The organism is Hungatella hominis, assembly GCF_014288005.1.
Taxonomy (GTDB): Bacteria; Bacillota; Clostridia; order Lachnospirales; family Lachnospiraceae; genus Hungatella; species Hungatella effluvii.
This window is the reverse complement of sequence record NZ_JACOPB010000002.1, coordinates 117,821-141,548: the sequence shown is the minus strand read 5'-3', so window position 1 is coordinate 141,548 and position 23,728 is coordinate 117,821. Positions and strand designations below refer to the sequence as shown.

The window sequence follows — 23,728 nt, the reverse complement described above, 5'->3', positions numbered from 1 at the left end:
GGGACCTCCTATTCCATTCCGCCGGCAGCCGTTGGGGTGTTGTATTTGTTGGTTGCTTTTGCGAATTCCTCCAGTTTGGCGGCCGCCTTTCCGGAGTCGATCAAATCATTGGCCAGGGCGACGCAGTCTCCGATGGTACAGTCATCGATTCCGAGATAGAGGCTCAGAGCCGAGTTGAAGACTACGATATCGCGTTTCGGTCCGGTGAGCTTCCCGGTCAGGATATCTCTGGTAATCTGTGCATTTTCCTCCGGATTACCGCCGACCAGCTCCGGTAAGCTGCAGCGGGAGAAACCGAACTGCTCGGGAGTGATTTCGTACATGGTCAGCTCGCCGAAACGGATTTCACACACGCGGGTCGGTCCAGTGACGGTAGCCTCATCCAGCCCATCGTTGCCGCAGACCACCAGGCCCCGGTTGACGCCCAGATTGCTGAGCACCTTTGCCAGCGGTTCCACCAGCTTCTCATCATAGACACCCAGAAGCTGCATGGTGGCTCCGGCCGGATTGGCCAGAGGCCCCAGAATGTTAAAAATGGTGCGGACTCCCATTTCCTTGCGGACCGGTCCGGCATATTTCATGGAAGAGTGGTAGGACTGGGCGAACATGAAGCACATGCCGGTATCCTTTAAAATCTGTTCCGACTGTTCCACTGTAAGCTTTAGGTTCACGCCTAAGTTTTCCAGTACATCGGCGGCCCCGCTCTTGCTGGATACGCTTCGGTTTCCGTGTTTTGCCACCGGAACCCCGCCCGCCGCGACCACAAATGCGCTGGTGGTGGAGATGTTAAAGGTGCCGGCCTCGTCGCCGCCGGTGCCTACAATATCAATTACCGCAAAGTTCGGTTCCAGCTTCAGCCCTTTTTCTCTCATGACCGTCGCGCAGGCCGTGATTTCGTCGATGGTCTCTCCTTTCATCCGGAGTCCTGTTAAAAATGCCGCCATCTGTGCGGGAGTCGTCTCCCCGCTCATGATTTCGTTCATAACCTCTTTTGCAGCCTCAAAGCTTAAATCCTGTCCTTCGATTACATCGTGAATCGCCTGCTGTATCATAGTCTGTTACCTCCATATATGAAAATTAATGTTGTTCGTTTCTGGTTGCCGGTTATAAGTTATAGGTTATGGGTTATGGGTTATAGGTTAAGGAAATTTCTAAGTATCGTCATGCCGTCGGGGGTCAGAATCGATTCCGGATGGAATTGGAGGCCGTAGACCGGATAGTCGGTATGACGGACTGCCATGATCTCTCCCATATCGTCCTCGCCGATGATTTTTAAGGTATCGGGGAGAGAAGTGCGTCTGGCGACGAGAGAGTGGTACCTGGCCGCCGGAATCTTCTCTGGAAGGCCCTGGAAAATGGGATCACTGTTGTCGATGGTGATGGTGCTCTGTTTTCCGTGCATCAGCTTTGCCGCGTGAACGATCTCGGCGCCGAATACCTCACAGATGCCCTGATGTCCGAGGCATACGCCGAGGATAGGGACCTCGCCCTTCATCTGGCGGACCACATCCTCACAGACACCGGCGTTTTTCGGATATCCGGGTCCGGGAGAGAGGATGATGTGGTCTGGGTGAAGGTTCCGGATTTCTTCCGGGGTCATCGCATCGTTCCGGATCACCCGGATATCCGGTTCCTCTCCATTGCATTCTCCCAAGCGATGGGGAGTGAGAGTTCCCTTGTTCTCCAGACAGAGCGTGCCAAAAAACTGGACCAGATTGTAAGAAAAGCTGTCGTAGTTATCGATCAGTAATATCATAAGTCGTTCACCTCGCTTGCCGCCTCGATAGCGTGAATTACGGCTTTTGCCTTGTTGGCGGATTCCTCATACTCTTTTTCAGGGACACTGTCGGCCACAATGCCGCCGCCGGCCTGAACATAGACCTTTCCTTTGGCCTTTACCGCCATGCGGATTGCAATGCAGGTATCCATGTTTCCAGTGAAATCAATGTATCCCAGCGCCCCTCCGTAGATGCCTCGCGGCACCGGTTCCAGCTCCTCGATAATTTCACACGCCCGGATCTTTGGCGCGCCGGATAAGGTGCCTGCCGGGAGGACCGCCCCGATGGCGGAAAAGGCGTCGCAGTTCTTTAATATCTCTCCCTCCACCTGGGAGCAGATGTGCATGATGCGGGAGTATTTGTGGATCATCTGGTATCCGGTGACCTCCACGGTGGAAAACCTTGAGATCCGTCCGAGATCGTTCCGTCCGAGGTCGACCAGCATGTTGTGTTCGGCCAGCTCTTTCTCATCGGCCAGAAGCTCTCTCTCCAGCCTGGCGTCCTCCTCCGGCGTAGCGCCCCTGGGCCTTGACCCGGCCACCGGAAATGTGGTGAGCCGTCCGTCCTTTAAACGGACCAGAGTCTCCGGTGAGGTGCTCATAATCTCCGTATCGTCCATACATAAGTAAACCATATAGGGCGAAGGATTGGTGGTGCGGAGAACCCGGTAGGCGTTCAGCAGGCTTCCGTGGTAATCGCAGGAAAACTGTCTGGAAATGACCGCCTGGAAGATATCTCCGTCCACGATATATTCTTTCGTCTTCTCCACCATCCGGCAGTACTCTTCTTTGGAGACGTTGCAGGTAAAGTCCGGTTTGTCGTCTGCAACCGATTTTTCCAGAGGCGCGGGATTGGCGATCATCTGCGCAATACTCTCTAATTTGGCACAGGCCGCTCCGTAATTGGCCATGCATTCCGCCCTCTGCCCGGTCTTCATATTGACGACGATATCGATCTTTTGCTTCAGATGATCGTAGGCGATAACCGTATCGAACAGCATCAGGTCGAAATCGCTGCAGTCTCCCTTTTTGATGTTCAGTGTCGGCTCGGCATAACCGATCATGCCGTAGGCGAAGTATCCGATGAAGCCGCCTGTAAACGGAGGCATTCCATCAAGCTTTGGAGACTGGTATTCCTTTAAAATGTCTCTGAGGATATCGAAGGGCTGGTCTGTTTCTATCACTTTTTCTTCTTTCCTCATACTGGCCGGTTCCCGGCGGATCGTCACCACGTGGTCTTTGCTAGTGACCCGGAGAATGGGGTCATACCCGAGGAAAGAGTAGCGTCCCCAGTTCTCACCGCCCTCAATACTTTCCAGCAGGCAGTAGCGGCTGCTTAAACCTGCGATTTTTCTCAGCAGTGTAATCGGCGTTACGATATCGGCGAACACTTCTCTGCATACCGGAATGATAGGATACTTTGCTGCGAGTGCTTCAATTTCTGTACAGTCTGGTGTGAGTTTCATAGCTGATAACGCTCCTTTCGTGAGTGATAAACTGTTTTATAGTTGAGTACGGCCCGTCGGAGAGGGGGCTGGTTTCGTAGGAGGAATTTCCCTGTGAAACAAAAAAGCCCCCGTCCCTCTTACCCATAAAATATGGATAAAGAGGGACAGGAGCTCTATAAATTCTCTTCTGCGGTACCACCCTGATTGATGAATAAATATATTATTCATCCGCTCTGTAACACACTAACATGTGCCTCCCCTTGGTAACGGATAGGAAACCCGTCGGTATCTACTTCCGGCCAGTTCACGCTTCCCTGTCATCTCAGACAGAACTGCTTTCCTGAATACCGGTTTCAAGCCGCCCTCGCAAGTCCATTCAGATTCATTACCAACGCTTCCTTACACCATCCGGAAGCTCTCTGCGCATGATAGAAAAATCTTACTTACTCCTGCTCATCGGTTTATCGATTTGCTTTGCTACAGTATATGAGATCGAATCTGAAATGTCAATATTATTTTCCAAAAAAATGTAAAAAATTTTTCCGACCGTGTTTCTTCCCCGTTCACGGAAAGCGTTTTGCCCACTGAAAGGAACAAAACAGAACATTTTCTGGGACCGAACACAAACAAACAACAAAACGTGAGAAAAACAAAAAATAACCGAAATAATGAAAAATAATATTGACAAATGTGACGAAATGATGTAGTATACGAACTAGAACGAACATAGAATGTAACATAAACGAACATAGACAAAATGGAAAACGGGCGGTTAAAAGGGGGAAATGATATGCCTCAGTGTATAGTAGTTGCAGATGATCTGACCGGGGCCAATGCGACGGGGGTACTTTTAAAAAAGATGAATTATCAGACGTATACGGTGATGAATTCCGAGCGTCTGGAGCTGGCGCTGTTCGACAGCTGTGACTGTGTCATGTATCCGACGGACAGCAGGGGCGTGAGCAGCTCACTGGCATACAACCGGGTATACAACGTAACGAATTTATTAAAGGAAGACGGGGTAAAGGTTTACGCAAAGCGGATAGACAGCACCATGCGGGGAAATGTGGGAAGCGAGACAGACGCCATATTAGACGCGCTGGGAGATGATTACATAGCCATTGCGGCGCCCTGTTTCCCGGCATCGGGAAGAATTGTGATAGGCGGTTACATGCTGGTCAAGGGTCTGCCGCTTCATAAGACCGAGGTGGCGCTGGATCCGAAGACGCCGGTTACCGTGTCAGATGTGAAACAGATTTTTGAGCAGCAGAGCAAGTATCCGGTAGGAAGCATTCTGATGAACGACATGATGAACGGAAAGCATTACCTGGCCGACCGCATGAAGGAGATGGCTGCCGACGGGTGCCGGATCATCGTGACGGACTGTGTGACCCAGGAAGATTTAGACCTGATTGCAGACGCCGTAATCACGAGCCAGCTGAAATTCGTGGCCGTAGATCCAGGAGTCTTTACGGCGACCATTGCGAGAAAGCTGATCGTGCCGGCCGATAAGAAGGAGAAAAAGAAGATTCTGGCAGTTGTGGGAAGCGTAAACCCGGTGACGAGGCAGCAGATGGAAGAACTGTGGCTTTCTCAGAGAACTGCGTATAATATATTTGCAGCCACCAAACGTTTTCTTGAGAGTGAAGAGGAGCGGGAAGCGGAAATCACCCGAATCACCGACGAGGTGCTGGAGGCCAGCCGGGCTTTTGATATTATAACCGTGACGGGCGACGGCATTTATCCGGAAAACAGAATCGACTTTAGACAATACGAAGACCGGTTCCCGGGCGGTGTGGACGATATGACGGGAACGATCAATGATTCCTTTGCCGAGATCGCGCACCGGGTCTTCACCATGCACCAGGGATTCAAAGGAATATACAGCAGCGGCGGCGATATCACTGTCTCCGTGTGCCGGAGATTCCAGACGGCGGGCCTCTGTCTGTTAGATGAAGTGCTTCCTCTGGCGGCCTACGGCCAGTTCTTAAAGGGTGATTTCGAAGGCGTGCATATCATTACAAAAGGCGGAATGGTGGGCGAAAGTGATGCCGCAAACCGCTGTATCACCTATCTGAAAGAAAAATTATACATGTAACATAAAAAGAGAATGGAGGAAAACATCATGAACAAACCATTAATTGCAATTCCTATCGGAGATCCGGCGGGTGTCGGACCGGAAATCGTAGCAATGGCCCTGGCGGACAGCAAGGTGGCGGAAGCGGCCAGATGTATCATCGTCGGCGACCGGAAGATCATGGAGCAGGCTGTAAGGATCACGGGAGCAGAGGTAAGGGTAAACGTGGTTAAAGAACCGGAGGAAGGGATCTACGAGCCGGGCATCTTAAATCTCATTGACCTGGACAATATCGACATGGACCAGTTTGAATTCGGCAAAGTGAGTGGAATGTGCGGAAAAGCGGCTTATGAGTATATCGCTGAGAGTATCCGGCTGGCCAATGAAGGAAAAGCGGATGCGGTAGCCACCACTCCGATCAATAAAGAGGCATTAAAGGCCGGCGATATTCATTTTATCGGCCATACCGAGATATTTGGAGAGCTGACGGGAACAGAAGATCCGCTTACCATGTTTGAGACCAACGGAATGCGTGTGTTCTTCCTGACGAGACATGTTTCCCTGCGCCAGATGCTCGACATGATCACGAAGGAAAGAATCAAGGATTACGTAAAACGCTGTCTGGAGGCTCTCGAGAAGCTGGGCGTAACCGGCGGCACCATGGCGATTGCCGGGTTAAATCCTCACTGCGGCGAGCATGGACTGTTCGGTGACGAGGAAGTTCGGGAAATCATGCCGGCTATTGAGGAGCTGCAGGCGGAAGGATATTCGGTAACCGGACCGATCGGTGCAGACTCCGTATTCCATCAGGCGGCACAGGGACGGTTTAACAGCGTACTCTCCCTGTATCACGATCAGGGCCATATCGCGACGAAGACACTGGATTTCGACAGGACGATTGCGATCACCAACGGAATGCCGATTCTCAGAACTTCTGTAGATCACGGAACCGCATTCGATATCGCAGGTACGGGCAAGGTAAGCGCCATAAGCATGATTGAGGCTATTTTACTGGCGGCAAAGTATTCACCAAATTTTACCAGAAAATAATTTGCGGCGAAACTGAAACAGTATTTCGTGTCCGGGGGGCATAGAAATAAAAATTCAATTTAAAAGGAGGGTTTATTTTATGGTAGGCGGACTTAGTGGGCAAAGGATGCTGATCGGTCTGTTGATCGGTATTATCGTACTGGTGGTTCTGGTCTTAAAGACCAAGATTCACGCATTTCTCGCGCTGATTATGAGTGCGGTCATCATCGGACTGGTGGGCGGAATGCCGATGGTGAATGTAACATTGGAAAACGGCAAGACGCTGGGCATCATCAACTCGATTACAACCGGCTTCGGCGGTACGCTGGGAAGCATCGGTATTATTATCGGTTTCGGTGTCATGATGGGGCAGATATTTGAACGGACCGGCGCCGCGAAACGAATGGCGCAGACGTTCTTAAAGCTGTTCGGCAAGGGAAGAGAGGAAGAGGCGCTGGGCATCACCGGATTCCTTGTATCCATCCCGATCTTCTGTGATTCCGGTTTCGTTATTCTCGCTCCCATTGCAAAAGCGATTTCAAAAGTAACCAAAAAATCCGTAATTTCTCTGGGCGTCGCACTGGCGGCAGGCCTCGTTATTACCCATACTCTGGTACCTCCAACACCAGGTCCTCTGGGCGTCTGCGGTATTTTCGGAGTCGATGTGGGAAAATTTATCCTGTTTGGTATTGTGATTGCGATTCCGATGGCGATTGCCTGTACCATTTACGCAAGATGGGTCGGCAAGAAAATCTATCAGATTCCAAACGACGACGAAGGCTTTGACCGCCTTCCTTATCAGGAACCGGATTATTCCACTGATTTTACAACGAATTTCAGCGGACTTCCGTCCACGCTTGAATCATTTGCACCCCTTGTACTGCCGATTATTCTGATCCTGATCAGCACGGTATCCAGCGCACTCGGCCTTACAACCGGATTTATGCAGATATTCCAGTTCCTTGGATCCCCCATCGTGGCGGTAGGCTTAGGACTCGTCGTAGCGATTGTAACACTTGGAAGAAACTTAACAAGAGAAGAAGCAATTAAGGAAATGGAAAAGGGAATGGCTTCCGCAGGCATCATCATGCTGGTAACAGGCGGCGGCGGTGCGCTGGGTCAGATTATCAAGGACAGCGGACTCGGTACATATATGGCAGAAGGCCTTGCAGGAACAGCGGTTCCGATCGTAGTTCTTCCGTTCATCATTTCCACGGCAATGAGATTTATCCAGGGTTCCGGTACGGTAGCCATGACAACAGCGGCCAGCATCTCCGCTCCGATCATCCTTGCAGCCGGTGTGAATCCGATCCTGGGCGCTCTGGCATGCTGCGTGGGCTCCTTATTCTTCAGCTATTTCAACGACAGCTATTTCTGGGTTGTAAACAGAACTCTGGGCGTAGGCGAAGTAAAGGACCAGATCATGACGTATTCCATCACGTCAACGATTGCGTGGGCGGTAGGATTTATTGAAGTTTTGATATTGAGTATTTTCCTGTAATCATATATGATAGACACATGGGATTCATGTGCAGATACAAAGGCTCCGCTGCCGGGTATTCCGGTACGGGGCCTTTTCGTTTTAACGGGGAAGCTGTCCCGGGGAACGCAGCGCATTCCGGCCCGCCGTGCGCCTGCGGAAAGGAAAGAAATCCATGATGAGGAGGCATATTTATGATGTTAATGGCCGAAAGGCAGTTGAAGATTTTAGGAATGATACAGGATAACGGAAGCGTACAGGTGGAGGAACTGGCGAAGAAGCTGGACGTCAGCCACATGACGATCCGGAGGGATTTGGAGAAGCTTCAGAAGGACGGTCTGATCGAGCGCTGCCATGGCGGCGCTGTCAATAAGACCGAGGTGAATTACGCGGTGAAGAGTGTCAGCAACCACACCCAGAAGGAGAAAATCGCCCTGAAGGCGGCGGAGTTTATCCGCGGCGGGACGACGATTTTCCTGGACGCGGGAACCACCACGTACGAAATCGCGAAGCACATCATGGAATATGAGAACATGACGGTCGTTACCAACGACTTAGAGGTCGCCCTGCTCTTAAAGAGCAGCCGGGTGGAACTGTTTATCTGCGGCGGCTACATTCAGAAATCGACAGGGAGCGCCGTTGGCTACTATGCGACACAGATGATGGAAAACTTCCGCTTTGATATGGGTTTTTTCGGAGCGGCGGCTATCAACGAGGAGTTTCACGTTCTGACACCCACTATTGACAAGGCGTTCTTAAAACGCCAGCTGGCCCATCAGTGTCAGCAGTCCTTTCTGGTGGTGGACGATTCCAAGTTTAACCGGCAGGGGATGAATTTTATCAATAAACTGTCGGACTACACCGGAGTCATTACAGACCATGAGTTTAAGGAAACGGAAAAGACGCTGCTGAGAAAAGAGGGCGCGCGTATCATAACTGTTTGAAACAGCACTGGATTGAAGCAATCCAGTGCTGTTTTTTGCGTACTTAATCGGTTACGCAAAAAAACAGGTGATAAAATATATAAAAAAATGAAATATAACTAATTAATTGTTGACAATGCACAAAAATATATTATAATCAGAAATATAAAGCAAAATTGCATACAATCTACAACACACAATCTACAACATGCGATTTTTGGACGGTTTCATTTTATAGTGTGATTTAAAAAGAAACAGATTATGAGAAGGAGGGATGAGGATGAAGACCATACAAATTCCATATTACAAAGGGACAATGGACCTTCACGTATCAGAACAAAATTTAAAGGCGGTGATTACTGCCAAAATGCATGAGTTCACCCGGACTAAGGAAGAAGGAGAACTCGTGGAGGAGGCGCTGGCGAATCCCATCGGAACGAAGCGGTTAAGTGAGTTGGCGGTGGGGAAGAAGAGGGTGACGCTTGTGACCAGCGACCATACGAGAGCCGTGCCCAGCAAACTGACGCTTCCGATTCTGCTTCGGGAGATCAGAAAGGGGAATCCGGAGGCGGAGATTACGATCCTCATAGGGACCGGACTGCACCGCGCGCCTACGGAAGAGGAGCAGCGCCGGATGTTCGGGGACGCCATTGTGGATCATGAGACGATAGTCTCCAATGACGCATTTGATCCGGATCAGTTTACAAATATCTGCTCGCTTCCTTCCGGCGCTGATTTTTATGTGAATAAGCTGGCGGCGGAGTGCGATCTTCTGCTGGCGGAGGGCTTTATCGAGCCCCATTTCTTCGCGGGATTTTCAGGGGGAAGAAAGAGCATACTTCCGGGAATCTGCAGCAAGGAGACGGTGAATGAGAATCACAGCTATCGGGCGATTGCCAGTCCGTATGCAGCTACGGGAGTATTGAAGGGGAATCCGATTCATGAGGATATGGTCTATGCGGCCAGGAAGGTCAACACTGCATTTATCTTAAATGTGGCGCTTGACGGAGAGAAGAAGGTGGTTGCGGCCTTCGCGGGAGACTTGGAGGCGGCCCATGAGGCAGGCGTGGAATTTATCCGGTCTCAGTCCCAGTGCCGGGCGGTGACCGGAGATATCGTGGTGACATCCAACGGGGGATATCCTCTGGACCAGAACCTGTATCAGAGCCCCAAGGCCGTGTCCACGGCAGAGGTGTGCGCAGGAGAGGACGGAGTCATCATCATGTGCTGTTCCTGCTGTGACGGTATGGGCGGAACCCATTTTGAGCGGCTGATTACACTGGGAACGCCGGAGGAGATCGACGCATATTTATCGAAGATACCGCCGAAGGAGACAATCGCGGAACAGTGGTGCCCGCAGATTTATTCCAGAATATTAAGAAAACACACAGTGATCGTGGTTACGACATTCCTGGATCATGAGATGGTGAGGCGAGCCAATATGATCCCCGCTTCCAGCCTGGATGAGGCGCTTAAAATGGCTTATGAGAGAAAGGGAAGCGATGCGGGCGTCGTGGTAATACCCGACGGAGTCAGTGTTATGGTGGTAAAGGAGGAATAACATGAGTCTGAAATTAGCTTTGAAGGTCAGTGATGATGACAACGTGGCTACAATTTTCGCTGAAGGCATTACGGATGGAACGGAAGTGGAGATCCGTGACAAAAAGGGAACCGGGGAGACGGTGACCGTAACAGGTGATGTTCCTTATGGACATAAAATAGCAGTTACAACAATTAAGAAAGGAGAGCTGATAAAAAAGTACGGAGAAGAGATTGGAATTGCCACCGCGGATATAAAAAAGGGGGAATACGTGCATGTTCATAATCTGGACAGCATGCGCGGACGAGGAGACTGGGCGGAGAAAGCCGCACAGTAGACGGAAAGGAGAGGATTAATGATGGAATTCATGGGGTACATACGCCCAGACGGAAAGGTGGGCGCCCGCAATTTCGTAGCGGTTATTCCCAGCGTGACGTGCGCCAATGACGTGGCGCTTGCCATCTGCCGCCAGGTCCAGGGAACGGTAACCTACCTGCATCATCAGGGCTGCTGTCAGCTGCCGCCGGATCTGGAGCGTGTGACGGACACCTTAATCAGCATAGGCTGTTCACCCAACACGGCCTCCGTGCTGATCGTAAGCCTGGGATGCGAGGGGACGGATCATGAGCGGATGGTAAAGGAGATCTCCGCCACCGGAAAACGCGTGGAGATTATCCACATTCAGGAGCTGGGCGGAGTCAGCAAGGCCATCATGGCCGGTACCAACATTGCGCGCCGGCTCGTGATTGAGGCCTCGGGCATGCAGCGTTCGCCTGCGGATATATCCAACGTCGTTATGGCGATCAAATGCGGCGCGTCAGACACCACCAGCGGCATGGCCTCCAACTGTGTGATCGGCTATGTGGCCGACCGTCTCGTGGATCTGGGCGCGACGGTGGTATTTGGCGAGACGACGGAGTTTATCGGAGGGGAACATTTGCTGGCGCGCAGAGCGGTCAGTAAAGAGGTGGGAGATCAGATCTACACCATTGTAAACAAGATGGAGGCCAGGGCGAAATCCTTAGGCTGTGATATGAGAAAAGGGCAGCCCACACCGGGAAATATCGCAGGGGGACTTTCCAGTATTGAAGAAAAATCGTTGGGAGCCATCGTCAAATCAGGAACAAAGCCGATTCAGGGCGTGCTTGACTATCCGGAACGGGTGACGAATCAGAAGGGCCTCTGGATCAAGGATACGCCGGGCAGAGAGCCGGAGATTCTGACCGGTATGGCGGCCACGGGGGCACAGTTTATGATGTTTTCCACCGGACGGGGGGCGCCTCAGGGGTTCCCGAGCATGCCAGTCATCAAGATCTGCGGTAATCCCAATACGTATGAGCGGATGGAAGACGATATGGATTTAAACGCCGGACTGATTATTACCGGTGAAAAGACGATTGAACAGGTAGGAGAAGAAGCGTTTGATAAAATGATACGGACCTTAAACGGAGAAATGACAAAGAATGAAGCGATCCAGTATTTCAGCTCGATCGATATTCAGTGTCTCGGTCCGGTCATCTAGTAGAAAGGGGAGTAACTGTATGAATCCAGTAATAGCTATGTTAATTGGTGTAGTCGTTATGATGGGACTGATTATCTTTACGCGAATGCATGCGTTTCCATCACTCATTATTTCTGCAATTTTAATCGGCATCTTATCAGGCATTCCGCTGGGGGAATCCATCAGCACCGTGACGAGCGGTTTTGGAGGGACGATGGCCAGTATCGGCATCGTGATCGGCTTCGGCTGTATCATGGGAATTTTCCTGGAGAAGAGCGGAGCGGCAAAGCGTATGGCTCTTACCATCTTAAAGATGGTAGGCGTGAAACGGGCCGATGTGGTGCTGGGCCTGACTGGCTTTGTGGTTTCCATTCCGGTGTTCTGTGACTCGGGATTCGTCATCTTATCGTCACTGGCAAAAGAATTTTCCCGTCTGACCAAGAAATCCATGGTAGGACTGGGCGGCATCCTGGGTATGGGCCTCTATATTACCCACTTTATGGTTCCGCCGACACCGGGACCTCTGGCGGTAGTCAGTACGTTCCAGAAAGAAGGCATCCCCGTTGATCTTGGTATGTTTATCATAGCAGGACTGCTTTTCAGTATTCCGCTGTTCATCGTATCCATCTTTTTATTCCGCTGGTTCGGAAACCGGTACCCTGATTTCATCGTTCCGAGCGAGATCGACAGAAGCAAGTATACGAAGGCTCAGCTGATGGTTCTGGATAAGATTGATGAAAAGCTGAAAGAGGGAAAAGAGCTGGAGAACTCTGATTTTGAGGCGCTGCTGTCTACGGAAAAGCTTCCGTCAGCGGGCATTTCCTTTACGATTCTGCTGCTTCCCGTATTTTTAATTCTCTGCAATACCGTTGTCAGCCAGACCGCATGGAAGGCCAATGCCGTGGGAGGCGTGATTACCTTCCTCGGAAATCCTGTAATCGCACTGTTTATCTCTCTCTGTCTGGGCGCCTTTGTTCTGGCTAAGGACATGGATAAGAAGACGGTCAACGGAATGATGAACGACGCGTTAAAGGACGCGGGCCCGATCGTCTGCATTACCGCTGCAGGCGGCGCTCTGGGTGCGGTCGTGAAAGCAACCGGCGCGGCTCAGCTGATGGCAGACGGAATCGTTGCAGTAGGAATTCCGGGAATCCTGGTTCCGCTTCTGATTGGAACGATTATGCGTTTCCCGCAGGGCTCCGGCACAACCGCGATGATTACCGGTTCCGCGATCATCGCTCCCATGCTTACAACCCTGGGAATTAATCCCTACCTGGCCGGTCTGGCGGTCTGCCTGACCTCCATGTGTCCATCCTTCTTAAACGACAGTTATTTCCATGTGGTAACCAACTTCAGTGGAATGGATATCAAGACCAGCTTGAAGACATGGAGTATAGGAACCATTATCATACCGATCTTTGGTTCCATCCTGATCTGTATTCTGGCAGTATTTTTCCATTAATAGAAAAGATGCCCTCCTTTGGCGACAGGCTAAGGGAGAGCATCTTTTTTGTTTAAGTATACAATGATCTTTTCGCGGGCCAGCTCTAAGTGAGTCCGGTTGATCCGGTCGGCCTCCCGGGCGTTCCCGGACAGGATGTTCTGTATGATATTGGTATGTTCCGTCACCGATTCGTCAAAACGCTCCTTGCTGGTAAGGGAATAGATCCTGAACTGCTGTACCATGGAATAGACCCTTTCATAAGTGCTGATAACCAGGTTGTTGCCGCTCAGCTCGATGATCAGCTGGTGGAGTCCGGTGTCTGCGTTGATGTAATTCTGGAGATCATCAGCTTTATGGTAGTAGATTAAAGTATCCATGAAGGTGTTAAGCTTTTCGGCATATGCAGAGGTGAGATTCTGACCGGACCGCCGGATGGCATAGCTCTCCAGGATGATCCGCAGATCGAAGATATCTTCAATATCCTTCTGCGTATATTCCTTAACGAACACACCGCGGTTCGGGTATTCTACCACAAGTCCATCCGCGACCAACTGGCGCAGCGCCTCCCTGATCGGGCTTCTTGAGACGGAGAGCGCGGCGGAAAGATCAGTTTCCTGAAGCCAGTAGCCCGGCGGGTAGACACCATTACAGATATCCTCTTTGATGATTTGGTATACCTGTTCCTTAATGGTAGTGACCGGTCTGCGTGTTCCTGCCATTGCAGTTTCCCCCTTAAATGATTTGTATAACAATCATAGTTGAAAAGGGAAAAAATGTCAATGTCTCCTAAAATCCCATAAGACTTAAAAATCCTTCTACGGCAAACGGAAATGACGGAGTGACAGGCACTTCCGTGATCTTAAACTGCGGAAACAGCTTATCGGCAAAGGCCGAAAAGATATCATACTGCATATGCGGTCCGGCCACGGCGATGGTTGCTGGTTTGTCCTGTGTGACGGAGACGATGGCATCCATGACCCCGCCGTTAATAACGCCTTCCAAGTAGGAGCGCCGCTCAGACAGCGTCGAACCGGCGAATAAGTCCATACTGCGGACGACGTACAGCGCACGGTTGAAACCGTACAGGTGGACGATATCGTATCCCATACAGACCATGTGGGGAAGAAGCTCCGTGCACTTCTCTCCATTGATGCTGGAACCGAGAATCGTGTGCCCGGCCAGGGCGTGATAGAGCTCCCCTGTTATGGTGGAAGAGATATTTTCGATGGTACCGTCGAACAGGAAAGCCGCCTGTGTATGGGAACCGGGAAGCAGGATGATACTTCTGCCGCTGGCCAGACCAGGACAGCGGTGGAGAATTCCAAACAACTCAGTTTCCTCTCCGCGCATATTATTGGCATCAACCACAGTCTCGACGGAAGCAGTCATTCCCTGGGGAAGCGTCTTGATTCCGGGAATAATATGAACATTTCGCTGAAAGAAATCGGCCTCATAATAAGTGACAATACTGTTTTTCAATTTTTTAAAATCCACAGGGGTGGACAAGTGCTCAATCTCTGTCAATCCGGAGGGACTGGAGATCATTCCGGACATATAGATATCCGCCACCTGCGTATCGGCAATTCCTGATTCGGAGAGGAGCTGGTCATAGAGCCGTTTTAATGCGGATATGAGGACAGCCCGATTTTGATGCAGAGCGGAATCGCGGGAACCGACCGGAATTTCTCCGCGGTTTAGAATGGTTCCGCCCTTTAAGAGGCAGGCCCGCGTGTTTGTTGTACCTGAGTCAAAGTAGAAGTAATACAAGGAAACACCAACTTTCTTATTTAAAGTTTTGCCGCATAAGCGGCGGCAAGCATTCGGATCCTGTCAAAATCCCCTTCCTGTACAGCCTGTTTGCTGACAATATTGGAACCAATGCCCACACAGCAGGCTCCTGCATCGAAGAAGTCCCGGATATTTTCCAGGCTTACTCCGCCGACTGCGGCAAGCGGAATGTGATGAAGCGGGCCGCGAAGCGCTTTTATGTAACCCGGACCGGCGGAATCAGAGGGGAATACCTTTACAATATCGGCTCCATCGGCATAGCAGCGTGCCACCTCCGTTGCGGTATAGGCGCCGGGCATGGAAAGAAGACCGAGGCGCTTTGTCTCACGGATAATGGAGGAATCTGCATTGGGCGAAATAATGTAGGCGGCTCCTGCGTCATACGCTGCATGGAGCTGCCCGCTGGTCATGACGGTGCCTGCACCGATTAGGACCCGCCCCTCGAATTTCTGGTTTAAAGTGCGGATGATATTTGCTGTAACCTCCGGCGCGGCCGTCTGGTCAAAGGTGATCTCGGCCAGGCGAAGCCCGCCCGCGAAGATAGCCTCCACTGTCTTTTCCGCATAATCGGAATCCAGGCCGCGGATAATTGTGATGATACCGCCTGCCAGAACTTTATCAAAAGTTGTCATGATGATGACCTCCTGTTTAAAGAACATGAAAAGTAAAATGAAGTTGATAATCTGAAAAAAGGGTTCCTATATAAGAACTTAGTTCTTAAAAGGTTAATTATATTATAGGCGTGAGGAAAAGCTTTTGTCAATTGTTTTTTGCTAAAAGAAAAAATATAATAATAATATGCTAGAAAAATTGAAGTACAAAAGAAGAAAGGAGTACATAATAAACAATAAAAACAGAAAAAAGAGATTTTCTGTATTGACAGACGGGAAAACATGGGGTATAGTAAAAATATGGTTAATATAAGGAACTGAGTTCCTATATACGAACAAATAAGCGAGAAGTACGAATAACGAAATAGAAAGGGATGTAAGGAGAGAAATGAAAATTACAGACATGAAGCTCTATTTTATGCCACACCGTTTTCTGCTGTTAAAGATTGAGACGGATGCAGGAATTTGTGGCTGGGGAGAACCTCTGGTAGAAGGAAGAGCTGCAACACTGGAAGCTTCCGTGAATGAGTGGCGCGACTATTTTATAGGAAAAGATCCGCTGCGGATTGAGGAGCACTGGCAGACCATGTACCGCCGCGCCTTTTATCGGGGAGGTCCGGTGTTGATGAGCACGATCGCCGGTATCGACCAGGCGTTGTGGGATATCAAGGGGCGTTATTATCATGCTCCTGTCTATGAGATGCTGGGGGGAAAGGTCAAGGATAAGATTAAGGTATACCGAAGCATACACGGTGATACGCCGGAAGAAGTGGCAGAGGATGCGAGACAGGCGGTCAGAGAAGGCTATACAGTCATTAAGACTTCGCCGACAGACCCCACCCACTATGTAGATACGCTGCAAAGCGTGAATAAGCTGGTGGAAAAAGTAGGAGCAATCCGTGATGCCATCGGTAACAACATCGATATGGCCATTGATTTTCACGGAAGAATTCACAAGCCTATGGCAAAGGTTCTGGTCCGGGAATTAGACCAGTTTCATCCGCTTTTTATGGAGGAACCGGTGCTTCCGGAGAATAAGGAAGCGCTGCGTGAGGTAGCGAAGTATACATCTGCGCCCATTGCCATAGGAGAACGAATGTACAGCAGGTGGGATTATAAATCTCTGTTTGAACAGGGATATGTGGATATTATCCAGCCCGATTTGAGCCATGCGGGTGGTATCAGCGAAGCGAGAAGAATCGCAGCCATGGCGGAAGCTTACGATGTGGCAGTTGCGCCGCACTGTCCTCTGGACGCGATTGCATTTTCTTCCTGTATTCAGATGGGAGCGGCGACACCGAATCTGGTGCTTCAGGAGCAGAGCATTGATATTCACGATGCAGGCGATACGAACCCGAGGATTAATTTCTTAAAGAATAAGGAAGTATTTCATTTTAAAGATGGTTTTGTTGAGATTCCCGAAGGACCGGGACTCGGCGTAGAAGTAGACGAGGAGATGGTTCAGGAACAGAACAAGAACCGCCATAACTGGAAGAATCCAATGTGGCGGACCTACGACGGAACACCAATTGAATGGTAATGATAAAGAGATACAAGGAGGAGAAGAAATGGTTAAAAAGAATCTGGCAATTGGATTATCAGTAGTGATGGCGGCTTCTATGCTGGCCGGATGCGGTGGAAAAGAAGCGGCTCCGGAGACTACGAAAGCGGCAGCTGCAGAGACACAGCAGACGGAAGCAGCAAAGACAGAGGGGGAGACAGAAGCTGCAAAGGAAAGCAGTGGAGAGAATGTGACGATTACTTATATTTCTTCCACGATTCTGGAGTCTCCGGAGGGAGACTTTGAAAAGAAGTGTATTGAGGAGTTCAATGCGCTGGGCAACGGAATTACCGTGGAAGTAGAGGGCGTCAGCGCCAATGATCTTATGAAAAAGTACATAACGCTGGCAACATCGGATTCCATGCCGGACTTCTTCCTGGCGAACATGCTGGATACCGCTACGATTGTGGACATGGGGCTGGCTGCGGAAATCGCACCAATTTTTGGTCAGGACTACGTGGATGGATTTGAAAGTGTCAGCCTTGCAAGCGCAAGTGTAGACGGAGTGGCTTACGGAGCGCCATGGTTCAGCGGAGCATCTGGTATTGTTTACCGTAAAGATATCTTCGATGAAAAAGGGGTAGCGGTACCGAAATCATGGGATGAATTTGTAGAAGTATCCAAAGCTCTGACGGGAGACGGAGCCTACGGCAATACCCTGGTCGGCGCAAACAATGGTTCAGGCGCAGGAAGATTCCAGTATGTGATCCGTAACTTTGGTGTGGATGAGTTTATTCTGGGAGACGATGGAAAGTGGACTACCGATATCGGTTCTCAGAAGTATATTGACGCACTGCGTGCCTACACCGATCTGGATGTGACTTACCATACCTGCCCTCCGGGAGTTATTGAGACCGATTATCCGACCGCAGTCAATCTGTTTTCATCAGGCAAAGCAGCCATGCTGATTACCGGCTCCAATGCAATTGGTGCGATAACCTCTCAGGTTCCGGAGTTAAAGGGCAAACTCGGTTCCTTCCCGGTACCGGCAGTGGAGCGTTCTGTCAGCACACCGGGTGGGTTTGGATATTTCATTACACCTGGAAAACATGAAAAAGAATCTGCTGAATTTATTAAGTTTATGCTTGAGAAGGAGAGAGCGCTTGAATTTTCTGTTATGACAGGCCGTCTTCCAACCCGTACAGAGACTCTTGACGATCCGAGCATTAACGATATGCCGGAGCTGGCCGGTTTCTTAGAGGCACGCCAGACCGTTTATGAAACACCAAATATTCCAGGCTACAGCGAGATCAACGATGTACATGGACAGGCATATCAGTCTGTATTCACCGGAGAATCGACCGTAGAGGAGGCAGCAGCCAAAGCGCAGAAGAGAGCGCAGGAGATCTGTGACGCCGCGAATGAAGGTTAAAGTACCAGCCAGGAAAGACCGGCTCTGCCCTCCGGCAGCCGGTCTTTCCTGTATGTTGAGGGGAGTGATTATTTGAAGCACGGAACGAATGGAACGATGAATCGGGTAAAAACGCGCGTTGCGGCCTATGGCTTTGTCACGCCTGCGGTGATTACGCTGGCTTTGCTGCTTCTTTATCCGTTCTGTTATGGAATCTATATCAGCTTTTTTAAGACGAATCTGGTCAACAAATGGAATTTTATCGGCCTGAAAAACTATGCAAAGGTTTTGACGGAGGCCGATTTCTATTCCAGCATGAAGATCACACTGATCTTTACGGTCGGCGTCGTACTGGGACACTTTATTTTTGGATTTTTATTTGCGGTTATGCTGAACCGGGATATAAAGGGGCGCACCGTATTCCGGGCTATTTTACTGCTTCCATGGCTCTTTCCGGAAGTTGTAATCGCTAACCTGTGGCGGTGGATTTTCAATCCTACCATGGGATTTTTAAACAGTACGCTGGTATCCATGGGGATTTTGCAGGAACCGATGTCCTGGCTGGGATCTCCGAAGCTGGCACTTGCAGTACTAATCTTTATCTGTATCTGGAAAGGATACCCTCTCGTGATGATCCAGCTTCTGGCCGGACTTCAGACTGTGCCGGGTGACATCATTGAGGCGGCCAGAATCGACGGGGCCACCAACTGGAAGACCTTCTGGTATGTGACGGTTCCCAGCATGAAATCGACACTTTCCGTTACCCTGATTCTCGATGTCGTATGGTGGTTCAAGCATGTGACGATGATCTGGCTGCTGACCCAGGGCGGTCCCAACGGCGCCACCAATACCATCGGCGTCAATATCTATAAGCGGGCATTCGAATTTTTCGATTTCGGTCCGTCGTCCGCCCTGGCGGTTGTGGTGTTCCTGATCTGTATTGTTATCAGTATTATGCAGAGGAGGTTGTTAAAGGATGAATAGTCAAAAGAGAATAAATGCGCTTTGCTATATGGGATTGACTCTGGGAAGCTTAATCGTCCTTGTGCCGATTCTCTATATGGCCTCCACCTCATTCAAGTCAATCAACGAGATTATGACCAGCTCCACCGTAACGATGTTCCCAAAGACATTTTCTTTGGAGGCATACAAAAACGTGATAACAGAGTATCCGTTTTTTACCTATTTAAAGAACAGTGTGGTTATCTCCACGGTGGCAACCGTGCTTGCGGTCCTTTTCTCCACGCTGGCCGGCTATGGATTCTCCCGTTTTCAGTTTAAAGGAAAAGGGATGATCATGATGTTCATTCTTGTGACGCAGATGTTTCCGGCGGTTATGCTGTTTGTACCCTATTATAAGCTTCTTACAATCTATGGACTGGCCAATTCCAGAAGAGGAATCATTCTGGTTCACATCGCCAGTGTCATACCGTTCTGTTCCTGGATGATGTATGGATTCTTTAACAGCATTTCACGGGAACTGGACGAGGCGGCCAGAATCGATGGCTGCAGCCATTTGAAGATATTCTGGAAAATTATTGCTCCGCTGACGCTGCCTGGTCTGATCTCCACGACCATTTACGCATTTATCCAGAGCTGGAATGAATATATGTTTACCATGCTGTGTATTACATCGGATAAGATGAAGACGTTACCGGTGGCGATCGGACAGATGGCGAGTTACGATAAGATCATGTGGAACGACTTGATGGCCGCTTCCCTGCTCTCCAGTCTTCCCGTCGTGGTAATGTTTATTTTCCTGCAGCGCTACTTTATCAGCAGCATGACGCAGGGGGCTGTAAAAGGTTAATTAATGCTTGTACTATTTGGAAAAAGTGTGTACAATAAGAATAACTGTTCAGCTGTGCGGCAGATACACAGCTGTAAATAAAAGAAGAGGTGTTAGAACGTGCCAAACGAGGAACTTCACCGCGCGACGAAACGCGTGATTGATACGCTGGAGCAGCTGACGGCGGCGCCCGCCCAGGGAATGACGCTGACAGAGCTTGCTTCCGCATTAAAAGCTCCGAAAAGCAGCCTGTTCCCAATTGTACATACGCTCTGTGAGCTTCATATGCTGTCCCTGAATCCTGATACGGGCCGGTACTGTATCGGGTACAAGGCTTATGAGATTGGTAATGTATATTTAAGAAGAGGCGGTCTCACCACCGACATTCAGACGCAGATGCATACGATTGTGGAAGCCTGCGGCGAGACCTGCTACTTTGCCCAACTGGTAGAGGGAGACGTGTTCTACCTCTATAAGGTGGATTCCACCGAGCCGGTCCGTTCCGTGGTATCCCCGGGACAGCGGCTGCCCGCTTACGCGACGGGAATCGGGAAAGCGCTGCTGTCAGGAAAATCAAAGGACGAACTGAAGCGATTGTATCCGGACGGCTTAAAAGCGCTGACACCGAATACGATAACCGACATAGACAGGCTTTCATACCAGCTGGATGAGATACAGAGAAACGGGCTTGCCTTTGAATGTGAGGAATCAACCCAGTACATTCGCTGTGTGGCTGTACCCATCCGGCGGGATGGCGGAGTCATTGCGGCCATGAGCATCGCCATGCCGGTATTCCGGTATGATCCGGAAAAGGAAGCGCTCACGATCCGGCTTTTAAGAGAAGCGCAGCTTCGTCTGGAAAAATTGCTGAAAAACGCAGATTTCAATGGGATTATGTAGCTGTGGAAGGCGGTAAGAGCTGTGGGGAAGGAAAGCCGCAGCTATGAGAGACATTTCCTGATAAAAAAGTAAAGCTGATTTCTGTGGATCAAAACGGTCCATGGAAATCAGCTTTTTTATGTAATAGGAAAGTGCTCCTATTACATAAAAAGCCCCTTTTAGCTATAATATAGCAGCAGTCTTTCGATACTCCCCATTCAGTATAACAGCCTCTGTCGAAAACGCTTTGTGAAAGGTCCGCGAATTTCCCTGACAGTCCTCATACGTCTCCGTATGATTCACGATGCGGAACAGTGTGGCATTCTGAACTGTACTTAAGCGGCACCAGCCGGTGAGTCCCAGCGCCGTCGCGGGACCTGTGGTGACACCGTAAAGAATGTCTTCCAGAGAAACACCGCAGCCGTATAGTTTGGAGAGCAGAACAGCCATGTTTCGTACCAGTTTTTTCACAGAGCTCTGGTGTAAATCGGTTCCCATCAGGAAGCGGGGCAGCGGGTGGCGGGCGGCTCTTTCAAATACATCGAAATCAAAGCTGCTGCTTCCGTGTCCCACATCAAGCCAGACGCCACGGTCGATCAGCTTCTGAAGTGCTTCTGACGGTGTACCGTCAGGGTTCCACACGTCGCCGCCGCGGCCATTGAATACATGGGTTATGATGTCTCCCTTTTCAAAATACGGTTCCATGTCCTTTAAATACGGGGGATTTCCTCCGACGTGAACCATCATCGGAACACCTCCCTTCCGGGCGGCAAGGCTGGCTAAGCGCAGCGGTTCGAGACCCTCGTGACGGATGGTCTCACTGCCCATACGCACCTTCACACCGGAAATCAGTCCGGGATGTTCGGCCACACATGCGCCACAGCGGTCAGCATTCAAATACTGCATGGCATTGTAATCGTGATGGAAGATCACGCCGATCGGGCTGATGCAGAGGAACAGCCTGATATTCGTTTCAATAGTCGGCGCCACATACTTTGTAAAGCCGTGAAGTGTGTACTCTCCCACGGTTCCGGCATCGACCAGAAGACAGGTTCCTGTCTTCCAGCCAACCGCATCGGCTTCCGTACCGAAAAGGCCGAATCCGTCAAAGATGTGAGCGTGCATATCGATCCATCCGGGGCTTAAGAAAAGATCTGTTTCGGGCGGGCCGTCGTTTCTGTATTCGACATGCCAGTCTCCATCCCGGCCACAGAGCTCACCGTTAAAGAAACGGTTTTTTTCGGCATCGTAGTATCGGACCAGCGTTTTTTCATTCATGAGAACGCCCCCTTTCCGGCAAGGTGAGGAAGCGGTTCAGTTTCTGAATCAGAATTGGGAGATCCGGTTCACGCAGATTGATGGCGTTGATGAAGATGCGGCACGGATCACCCGTGGGATCTTTGCGGTTAAAGGTTCCGATATCTATCCGTTCCGGTGCAGAATACAGGAAGTCATAGCACTCTTTTCCCGTGGTTCCATCGGTGAACTGAAGGTAGAGCATGGGAATCTGCTGGCCGAGACGTCCGGTTTCCTCTATGTAGCTGTGATACCCTGGAACTTCGGAAAGAGAGGCCTTTATGTGCTCCAGTACAGCCTTTAGTTCCTGATACTTCGCCTCCTCATTAAGGTCAAGGAAATCCATGCAGGCCCGGTAAAACGCCGCATACTCCTCCTTGCCTACCTTATAGGGCCGGCCGATTCTTACGTTAGGACTGGCCATGGCCCGGCAGTGGTCGAGAATCTCATGGCGCCCCAGCACGATCCCCGTCGTCTGAGGACCGTTAATGAATTTTCCGCCGCTGAAAATGACGGCATCCGCTTTTAAGTCCACGGTATACCAGGACATCAGAGACTTCGGAGGAAGCTGAGCCGCCGCATCTACGATCACGGGCACACCGGCCTCGTGGGCTGTCTCAATCACATCCCTTAAGTCGGGAGTGGTCCATTCATAAACGGTTCCGGTGAAGAAAAAGACGGCGGCCGTCTTCGGGCCGATGGCCTCCTGAAGCGATTTAATACTGTCCGCCACAGGAATAAGCGATGCGCCGGAAAGCTCGGTTAAATGCCAGTAGGGAAGAATCGGACAGTTCTTCTGAGACGCAAATACGATGATTTCATTTTTCGGGCAGGCAGAGGCATCCGGCAGCTGGTACATCAGCTCTTCGTTTCCCCTGGTCATACAGGCGCTGGCAGTGAGAACGACGCAGGCTCCCGCCCCCGATGAGATAAACGCCGTCTCATTGCCTGTGCGCTCTGCAATTCGTTTGCAGATGGCATCAGATAATTCTCCGATGTCCACAAAGCTTTCTGCGGCTTCCTGCATGGTCTCGAGTGTGCGGCGGCTCATGCGGGAACCGCCGATTCGTGTGTAGGTATCGCTGGCATTGATGATTCTGTCCACATTTAGTTCGTCATAAATATTCATTTTTCCCCAGTCCCTTCTCTTTTGGTGTTTATTTCAATCCACATTCTGAGTCCAGAATACAAAACCCAGAATGACATAGTAGCTATGCTGCCATTTTATCCGGTT

Annotated in this window: 21 protein-coding genes and 1 other annotated feature; of the genes, 13 read left to right on the top strand and 8 right to left on the bottom strand. The window is 50.3% G+C overall.

Annotated features, from left to right (window positions below; all coding sequences use genetic code 11):
* Positions 1-8: 8 nt before the first annotated feature.
* From trpD to H8S75_RS04915, 3 genes are all read right to left on the bottom strand, one after another.
* The gene (trpD, locus tag H8S75_RS04925; RefSeq protein ID WP_187019800.1) at positions 9-1,052 is read right to left on the bottom strand and encodes an anthranilate phosphoribosyltransferase; all 1,044 of its coding nucleotides are present in this window, start codon (positions 1,050-1,052) and stop codon (positions 9-11) included.
* A gap of 80 nt (positions 1,053-1,132) precedes the next feature.
* Entirely contained in the window at positions 1,133-1,756 is a 624-nt protein-coding gene (locus H8S75_RS04920) for an anthranilate synthase component II (protein ID WP_187019798.1), read from the bottom strand.
* Positions 1,753-3,243 carry an anthranilate synthase component I family protein gene (locus tag H8S75_RS04915; RefSeq protein WP_187019797.1) on the bottom strand — a complete coding sequence of 497 codons (1,491 nt, stop codon included), beginning with the start codon at positions 3,241-3,243 and terminating at the stop codon, positions 1,753-1,755. The genes H8S75_RS04920 and H8S75_RS04915 overlap by 4 nt, the downstream gene beginning before the upstream one ends.
* A gap of 139 nt (positions 3,244-3,382) precedes the next feature.
* Positions 3,383-3,691, bottom strand: a binding site (T-box leader).
* Between the two features lie 324 nt (positions 3,692-4,015).
* Here H8S75_RS04915 and H8S75_RS04910 point away from each other — a divergent pair.
* The 8 genes from H8S75_RS04910 to H8S75_RS04875 all read left to right on the top strand — a co-directional run bounded on the left by H8S75_RS04910 (position 4,016) and on the right by H8S75_RS04875 (position 13,237).
* Positions 4,016-5,323, top strand: a complete 1,308-nt coding sequence (locus H8S75_RS04910) for a four-carbon acid sugar kinase family protein (protein ID WP_187019795.1) — start codon at positions 4,016-4,018, stop codon at positions 5,321-5,323.
* A 27-nt stretch (positions 5,324-5,350) separates the two neighbouring features.
* A complete protein-coding gene (gene pdxA / locus H8S75_RS04905; protein WP_187019793.1) occupies positions 5,351-6,352 on the top strand; it encodes a 4-hydroxythreonine-4-phosphate dehydrogenase PdxA in 1,002 nt (333 codons plus the stop codon).
* A gap of 79 nt (positions 6,353-6,431) precedes the next feature.
* Positions 6,432-7,832: a GntP family permease gene (locus H8S75_RS04900; RefSeq protein ID WP_002602121.1), complete on the top strand. Its 1,401-nt coding sequence runs from the start codon at positions 6,432-6,434 to the stop codon at positions 7,830-7,832.
* Positions 7,833-8,005: 173 nt separating this feature from the next.
* Complete coding sequence (locus tag H8S75_RS04895) at positions 8,006-8,755, top strand: DeoR/GlpR family DNA-binding transcription regulator (protein WP_002602122.1); 750 nt, start codon at positions 8,006-8,008, stop codon at positions 8,753-8,755.
* Positions 8,756-9,014: 259 nt separating this feature from the next.
* The gene (gene larA / locus H8S75_RS04890; protein ID WP_187019792.1) at positions 9,015-10,295 is read left to right on the top strand and encodes a nickel-dependent lactate racemase; all 1,281 of its coding nucleotides are present in this window, start codon (positions 9,015-9,017) and stop codon (positions 10,293-10,295) included.
* A 1-nt stretch (position 10,296) separates the two neighbouring features.
* On the top strand, positions 10,297-10,611 hold the full coding sequence (locus H8S75_RS04885) for a UxaA family hydrolase (protein ID WP_002602124.1): 315 nt from the start codon (positions 10,297-10,299) through the stop codon (positions 10,609-10,611).
* Between the two features lie 18 nt (positions 10,612-10,629).
* Complete coding sequence (locus H8S75_RS04880; protein WP_242354538.1) at positions 10,630-11,796, top strand: UxaA family hydrolase; 1,167 nt, start codon at positions 10,630-10,632, stop codon at positions 11,794-11,796.
* Between the two features lie 19 nt (positions 11,797-11,815).
* Positions 11,816-13,237 carry a GntP family permease gene (locus H8S75_RS04875; protein ID WP_187019790.1) on the top strand — a complete coding sequence of 474 codons (1,422 nt, stop codon included), beginning with the start codon at positions 11,816-11,818 and terminating at the stop codon, positions 13,235-13,237.
* 29 nt (positions 13,238-13,266) lie between these two features.
* Here H8S75_RS04875 and H8S75_RS04870 read toward each other — a convergent pair whose 3' ends face one another.
* The 3 genes from H8S75_RS04870 to H8S75_RS04860 all read right to left on the bottom strand — a co-directional run bounded on the left by H8S75_RS04870 (position 13,267) and on the right by H8S75_RS04860 (position 15,639).
* On the bottom strand, positions 13,267-13,938 hold the full coding sequence (locus H8S75_RS04870) for a GntR family transcriptional regulator (RefSeq protein WP_187019788.1): 672 nt from the start codon (positions 13,936-13,938) through the stop codon (positions 13,267-13,269).
* A 67-nt stretch (positions 13,939-14,005) separates the two neighbouring features.
* On the bottom strand, positions 14,006-14,986 hold the full coding sequence (locus H8S75_RS04865) for a 2-dehydro-3-deoxygalactonokinase (RefSeq protein WP_187019786.1): 981 nt from the start codon (positions 14,984-14,986) through the stop codon (positions 14,006-14,008).
* A 20-nt stretch (positions 14,987-15,006) separates the two neighbouring features.
* Positions 15,007-15,639, bottom strand: a complete 633-nt coding sequence (locus H8S75_RS04860) for a bifunctional 4-hydroxy-2-oxoglutarate aldolase/2-dehydro-3-deoxy-phosphogluconate aldolase (protein WP_187019785.1) — start codon at positions 15,637-15,639, stop codon at positions 15,007-15,009.
* 367 nt (positions 15,640-16,006) lie between these two features.
* Here H8S75_RS04860 and dgoD point away from each other — a divergent pair, with 367 nt between their 5' ends.
* The 5 genes from dgoD (at position 16,007) to H8S75_RS33285 (ending at position 21,219) form a co-directional block, all read left to right on the top strand.
* Entirely contained in the window at positions 16,007-17,158 is a 1,152-nt protein-coding gene (gene dgoD / locus H8S75_RS04855) for a galactonate dehydratase (protein WP_117623134.1), read from the top strand.
* Positions 17,159-17,186: 28 nt separating this feature from the next.
* Positions 17,187-18,551, top strand: a complete 1,365-nt coding sequence (locus H8S75_RS04850) for an ABC transporter substrate-binding protein (protein WP_055656781.1) — start codon at positions 17,187-17,189, stop codon at positions 18,549-18,551.
* A 96-nt stretch (positions 18,552-18,647) separates the two neighbouring features.
* Positions 18,648-19,514 (top strand): carbohydrate ABC transporter permease, encoded by an 867-nt coding sequence (locus H8S75_RS04845; protein ID WP_187020593.1) that lies wholly within the window; start codon positions 18,648-18,650, stop codon positions 19,512-19,514.
* A complete protein-coding gene (locus tag H8S75_RS04840) occupies positions 19,507-20,340 on the top strand; it encodes a carbohydrate ABC transporter permease (RefSeq protein WP_110324598.1) in 834 nt (277 codons plus the stop codon). Before H8S75_RS04845 ends, H8S75_RS04840 begins: the two co-directional genes overlap by 8 nt.
* 99 nt (positions 20,341-20,439) lie before the next feature.
* Positions 20,440-21,219: an IclR family transcriptional regulator gene (locus H8S75_RS33285; protein WP_187019783.1), complete on the top strand. Its 780-nt coding sequence runs from the start codon at positions 20,440-20,442 to the stop codon at positions 21,217-21,219.
* Between the two features lie 162 nt (positions 21,220-21,381).
* On the opposite strand, the gene H8S75_RS04830 is transcribed toward H8S75_RS33285, so the two are convergent.
* Together H8S75_RS04830 and H8S75_RS04825 are read right to left on the bottom strand one after the other, a co-directional pair.
* Positions 21,382-22,476 carry an amidohydrolase family protein gene (locus H8S75_RS04830; protein WP_187019781.1) on the bottom strand — a complete coding sequence of 365 codons (1,095 nt, stop codon included), beginning with the start codon at positions 22,474-22,476 and terminating at the stop codon, positions 21,382-21,384.
* Entirely contained in the window at positions 22,469-23,623 is a 1,155-nt protein-coding gene (locus H8S75_RS04825; RefSeq protein WP_187019780.1) for an aminotransferase class V-fold PLP-dependent enzyme, read from the bottom strand. The genes H8S75_RS04830 and H8S75_RS04825 overlap by 8 nt, the downstream gene beginning before the upstream one ends.
* Positions 23,624-23,728: the final 105 nt, after the last annotated feature.